At 32.2% G+C, this 6,063-nt stretch carries 5 protein-coding genes; all 5 read left to right on the top strand.

Annotated elements, in window-relative coordinates; all coding sequences use genetic code 11:
* Positions 1-410 precede the first annotated feature (410 nt).
* Positions 411-2,546: a formate dehydrogenase subunit alpha gene (gene fdhF / locus AB2369_RS10680; RefSeq protein WP_367666466.1), complete on the top strand. Its 2,136-nt coding sequence runs from the start codon at positions 411-413 to the stop codon at positions 2,544-2,546.
* A gap of 153 nt (positions 2,547-2,699) precedes the next feature.
* The gene (gene glp, locus AB2369_RS10675) at positions 2,700-3,905 is read left to right on the top strand and encodes a gephyrin-like molybdotransferase Glp (RefSeq protein WP_367666465.1); all 1,206 of its coding nucleotides are present in this window, start codon (positions 2,700-2,702) and stop codon (positions 3,903-3,905) included.
* On the top strand, positions 3,883-4,428 hold the full coding sequence (mobB, locus tag AB2369_RS10670; protein ID WP_367666464.1) for a molybdopterin-guanine dinucleotide biosynthesis protein B: 546 nt from the start codon (positions 3,883-3,885) through the stop codon (positions 4,426-4,428). The genes glp and mobB overlap by 23 nt, the downstream gene beginning before the upstream one ends.
* 61 nt (positions 4,429-4,489) lie before the next feature.
* On the top strand, positions 4,490-4,999 hold the full coding sequence (locus tag AB2369_RS10665; RefSeq protein ID WP_367666463.1) for a 4Fe-4S binding protein: 510 nt from the start codon (positions 4,490-4,492) through the stop codon (positions 4,997-4,999).
* 84 nt (positions 5,000-5,083) lie between these two features.
* Positions 5,084-5,590, top strand: a complete 507-nt coding sequence (locus tag AB2369_RS10660) for a 4Fe-4S dicluster domain-containing protein (protein ID WP_367666462.1) — start codon at positions 5,084-5,086, stop codon at positions 5,588-5,590.
* Positions 5,591-6,063: the final 473 nt, after the last annotated feature.

Genomic DNA, 6,063 nt, shown 5'->3' with positions numbered 1-6,063 from the left:
GAATAACCTCTAGACTTTTAGGTAACTTTGATATGTCTAAATTTTACGGAGAGGATATAAGAATTCAAAATAACCTAAAGAGAATTCAATCAACATAGAATATAAAACATATAAATTGAATCATATATAAGGATATACCTAATTAAAATAAGTTTAATGGTATATCCTTTATTTTGTATAAGTATAAGGAATACAATCTATTGATTATATTAATATATGTTATTTTAAATATTTGTATTATTTTATCTTATAGTAAAGTATAATAACTTATGTTATTTAAAACTTTATAAAATTGTGTAAATTTATATTTATAATATATTTGACGTATAAAATATACTATTTTATAATATTTTTAAATATTATTTTTTTTAAAGTAATATTACTTTTTCTTATAAAGGGGGAATTGATAAATGGAAGAGAAGGTGCTAACTGTCTGTCCGTACTGTGGAGCAGGCTGTCAGCTATATTTGGTTGTAGAAGATGGTAAAATCGTTAGGGCTGAGGGGGCCGACGGAAGAACCAATGAAAGCAATCTATGTCTTAAGGGATATTATGGATGGGACTTCTTAAATGATACTAAAATTTTATCATCTAGGTTAAAAAAACCTATGATAAGAAAGAATGGTGATCTTGAGGAAGTTTCTTGGGATGAAGCTATTAGTTTTATTGCAGAAAAATTAACTTACATAAAAGAAAAGTATGGTCCAGACGCTATTATGGGTACAGGTTCTGCTAGGGGGCCAGGAAATGAGTCAAACTATGTTATGCAAAAGTTTATGAGAGCTGTAATCGGTACCAATAACGTAGACCATTGTGCTAGAGTCTGACATGCTCCATCAGTAGCTGGTCTAGCTACTTCACTTGGAAGCGGTGCAATGTCAAACTCAATACCTGAAATAGAAGATACAGATTTATTATTTGTATTTGGATATAATGCAGCAGATTCTCATCCAATTGTTGCAAGAAGAGTAGTTAAAGCTAAGGAAAAGGGAGCAAAAATAATTGTAACTGATCCTAGAATTACCGAAACTGCAAGAATTGCTGATTTATGGTTACCGCTAAAAGGTGGAACTAATATGGCTTTAGTTAATGCTTTCGGAAATGTTTTAATAAGCGAAGATCTTTATGATAAAGATTATGTTGAAAAACATACTGAAGACTTTGAGGAATATAAAAAATCTGTTGAAAAATATACTCCTGAATACGCTGAGAAAATAACAGGAGTTAAGGCTGATGATATAAGAAAGGCTATGAGAGAATATGCTAGTGCTAAGAATGCTATGATTCTTTATGGTATGGGAGTATGCCAATTCTCTCAAGCTGTTGACGTTGTTAGAGGTCTAGCATCTATTGCTCTTTTAACAGGAAACTTTGGAAGACCTAACGTTGGTATAGGACCTGTTCGTGGACAAAATAATGTTCAAGGTACTTGTGATATGGGAACACTTCCTGATTCATATCCTGGATATCAATCAGTTACCAATGATGAGGCAAGAGCTAAATTTGAAAAGGCTTGGGGAGTTAACCTTCCAAGTAAGCCTGGATATCGTATAACTGAGGTTCCTCACTTAATATTACATGAAAATAAGATAAAAGCTTATTATATATTTGGTGAAGATCCAGTACAGAGTGACCCAAATGCATCAGAAGTAAGAGAAGCTTTAGATGCCTTAGAGTTTGTAATAGTTCAAGACATATTTATGAATAAAACTTCGCTTCATGCAGATGTAGTTTTACCTGCCACTTCTTGGGGTGAGCATGAAGGAGTATATTCCTGCGCGGATAGAGGATTCCAAAGATTTAGAAAAGCGGTGGAGCCAAAAGGAGATGCAAAACCTGATTGGCAGATAATAAGTGAAATAGCTACTGCTATGGGATATCCTATGAAATATAATAACACTAAAGAAATTTGGGATGAAATGAGAAGTTTGTGTCCAAGCTTCTATGGAGCAACCTATGAAAAATTAGAAGAGTTAGGTGGAATCCAATGGCCTTGTCCTACTGACGATCATAAGGGCACTCCTTATTTATATAAAGATAATAAATTCTCAACACCTACTGGTAAAGGAAAGTTATTTGCTACAGAATGGAGAGCTCCTGGTGAATTACCAGATGAAGAGTATCCTCTTAGCTTATCTACAGTAAGAGAGGTTGGTCATTACTCTGCAAGAACTATGACTGGTAACTGTAGAGCTTTAAGAGAGCTAGCAGATGAACCTGGATATATACAGATGAGCATTGAAGATGCAAAAAATCTTCAAATAGAAAGTGAGGAACTTGTACGTGTATCTTCAAGACGTGGAAGTATAATAACTAGAGCTTTAGTTACAGATAGAACTAAGCCTGGTTCTACTTACATGACATATCAATGGTGGATAGGAGCTTGTAATGAACTAACCAGTGACTATGTGGACCCTATTACTAAAACCCCAGAGTACAAATATTGTGCAATAAAGGTAGAAAGAATAGAGGATCAAGAGGCCGCTGAGAATCACATAAAGGAAACTTACACAGCTCTTAAAGATAAGATGAATTTAGAAAAATAGTATAGATTATATAATATTTATTACATGATACTGCTATATTTTCATTACACTGTTTTGTGATGAAAATATAGGTTCATGTGTACCCTAACCTATAAACTTTATCTAATTTTATAGGTTAGGGTTAAAAATTAAAATTTATTGAGAGGTAAAATTATGATTAACATAGAGGAAGCATTAAATATAATAAAGAAAGAAATTAATATCTTAGGAACTGAAAGAGTAGATTTAATATCTTCTCTTAATAGAGTTTTAGCGGAAGATATTTACTCGAAAGACACTTTACCTCCTTTTGATAAATCAGCTATGGATGGATATGCAATAAAAAGTAATGACACCTTAAACTTTGATAACAATATACATCTTAATGTAAAAGGTTTAATAAAGGCTGGGGACTATTATGAAGGTGAGTTAAAATCTAATGAAGCCATAAAAATTATGACTGGAGCACCTTTACCTAAGGGTGCTGATGCCGTAATACAAATAGAGAAAGTGTCTTGTGTAGATGACAAAGTGATATTATCTGAATTTGTAAAACCTGATACTAATATTATAAAGATGGGTGAAGAAATCAAGGTTGGAGATTTAGCTCTTAAAAAAGGAACTCTTATAAGACCAGCAGAAATCGCATTATTAGCCTCTTTAGGATATAGTAGCGTAACTACCTACATGCTTCCTAAGGTATGCATAATGTCCACTGGTGATGAGCTTCAGGATATAGACTCTCCTCTTGAAAAGGGTAAAATAAGAAACTCTAATGAATCCTCTTTAAAAGCCTTACTTAAAAATTTAGGCATAGATGCTCTATCCTTAGGTATAGCACGTGATAATAAAGAAGATCTTAAAGAGAAGATTTTTACTGCCCTATCATCTTCTGATTTAGTGATTACCTCCGGGGGAGTATCCGCTGGAGATTATGATTTTATTGATGATGTGTTAAAAGAGATTGGTGCAACGATAAAAATTGATGCCATAGCTATTAAGCCAGGTAAACCTGTAACTTTTGCAGTACTAGATAATAAGTTCTTCTTTGGTCTTCCTGGTAATCCTTTATCTCTCATCACAACTTTTGAAGAATTTATAAAGCCTACTATTAAAAATATGATGGGGGTTAATGTTTCAGGTAATGATCTTTTTAAGATTATTTCTGGAGATAGCTTTAAGTTTAAGAAATCAAGAAGAAAATATGTTTACGTCGAAATAAAAAAAGAGAATGGAAAATACTATGCCTATGATATTGGATCTCAGTGTTCAAATCATCTGATGACTGTGAGTCGCTCCAATGGAATAATAATAATTCCCGAGGGCGTAGATACCGTACATATAGGAGATGAACTTGATGGCCGATTTATATTTAAATAATAATAAAAAACCTGTAGTTATTTCCGTTGTATCTACTAAATCTGGTATGGGAAAAACTACTCTAATTGAAGGTCTTATTAGAATATTTAAACATAAGGATTTAAAGGTAGGAGTATTAAAACATGATGCTCATAAGTTTGATATAGACAAAGAAGGTAAGGATAGCTATAGATTTTCTAAAGCTGGAGCAGACAATGTAATTGTTGCATCTTCAGAAAAGTTAGCTATGATACAGATCTTAAAGGAAGAGAAAACCGTTGAAGAGATACTTCCTCTTTTCAATAATATGGATTTAGTTATTATAGAAGGATTTAAAAATAATAATTATCCTAAAATAGAGGTTCATAGAAGGGATGTAGATGAAAATTTATTATACAATAATCCTAGCTATAATAAGGAAACTTATTTAGCTATAGCTAGTGATGAAGACTTAGACACCTCAATTCCGGTATTGGATCTAAATAACCTAACTTCTATAGGGGAATTCATAGAGGTTAAATTTCTTAATACCTTAGATCTGTAGTATTTTTATTTTATTAAAGTTGTATAGGTTAAATATTTAATATTTGAAAGGTGATTATAAAATGAGTAATGCAATTAATTCTTTTATTGTAGTTAATCCTAGAAAATGTACTGGCTGTAAAGCTTGTCAAGTTGCATGTCTTACAGCACACAATAAAGAAGAACATTTAGATGTTGTTCTCCAGGATGATGTTTCTTATGTTACTATGAAATGTAATCATTGTGAGGATGCACCTTGTGCAAATAGATGCCCATTTGGTGCTATAAAGCAAATAAAGAATAGAATGGTTATAGATGAGACTCTTTGTGTTGGCTGTAGAGCTTGTACTAAGGTTTGTCCGTTTGATGCTATAAGTATAATTCCAAAGGCTGCTACAGAAGATGATGTTCCAAATAAAAGAGCAAAGAACATAGCTTATAAATGCGATTTATGCGTGGACAAAGATGGCTGTAAATGTGTAGAGGCATGTCCAAACAACGCCTTAACACTAGTAGATCCATTACAGGACATGAACGCTAAGGCTATTAGATCAGCGGAAAATTTATTTAGAACTGTAAATCTTTATAAATAATATAGCCTCATATTTTAAATATACTCTAGGTATAAATTTGAACAAACTTTAAGGAATACTTGTTTTACGAAAGGAGCAAAAATAATGAGTTCATTTGTTATCGCAAATCCTGATATGTGCATCGGTTGTAGAACCTGCGAAATCGCTTGCGTTGTAGCACACTCTGAAAAGAATATATTTTCATCTCAAGGAGAAATAGAATTTACACCTCGTTTAAAGGTTATTAAGACTAATAAGGTTACTGCACCTGTTCAATGTAGACATTGCAAGGGAGCACCTTGTGCTAAAGCCTGTCCAAATAACTGTATCTCTCATAACGAAGGCGGGGTAGTATGTATAGATAGAACTACATGTGTAGGATGTAAAAATTGTATGATAGCATGTCCTTTTGGAGCTATTGATATGGTTCCTGTATATGAAGAGGATAAAAAGGTATTACAGCAAAAACTTAAGGTTCAAACTAAATCAGATTTAGTATTAAAAGAAAAACTAGTTGCTAGTAAATGTGATCTTTGCATTGGTAGAGAAGGTGGACCTGCTTGTGTAGAAAAATGTCTTACTAAAGCACTTAAGTTAATTGTAACTCCTTAAAATATAAAGGATTTATTGCTGATGCAATAAATCCTTTTATTTTATATTTTATTTATATTCTAAATACCATTACTAACTCTAAGATTCTTAGATCTAAAATGGTAAATTGCCCTTTATATCTAAATAAGTTCTTCTTCCAACCTAATTCTTTGAATAGACTGTATATCTTAATAACTTAAAGTTTAATTTCAAGCACCCTGTGATATATCTATAGATGTACCACATCTATGAATATACTCTAAATCATAGTAGCTTAAAGTTTAGTTTAAGGTTCCATGTATTATATCCCTATATACTCTATCATAATTTATGAATTATACTTAATCAATCTATATCCAAAGTTAAAGATAAATAATAAATTATTTATTTTATTCAAAACAAAAAAGCCTTGGATAAACCAAAGCTTTTTGGAGCTGACAACAGGAATTGAACCTGCAACCTGCTGATTACAAGTCAGCTGCTCTGCCAATTGA

The sequence above is a fragment of the Clostridium sp. genome (assembly GCF_040797585.1).
In the GTDB taxonomy this organism is placed as follows: Bacteria; Bacillota; Clostridia; order Clostridiales; family Clostridiaceae; genus Clostridium_Z.
This window is presented reverse-complemented; position numbering and strand designations above follow the sequence as displayed.

Excerpts from the sequence above, each read along its gene's own strand:
- AB2369_RS10665 (WP_367666463.1), top strand. The coding sequence starts at position 4,490 with ATGAGTAATGCAATTAATTCTTTTATTGTAGTTAATCCTAGAAAATGT.
- glp (WP_367666465.1), top strand. The coding sequence starts at position 2,700 with ATGATTAACATAGAGGAAGCATTAAATATAATAAAGAAAGAAATTAAT.
- mobB (WP_367666464.1), top strand. The coding sequence starts at position 3,883 with ATGGCCGATTTATATTTAAATAATAATAAAAAACCTGTAGTTATTTCC.
- AB2369_RS10660 (WP_367666462.1), top strand. The coding sequence starts at position 5,084 with ATGAGTTCATTTGTTATCGCAAATCCTGATATGTGCATCGGTTGTAGA.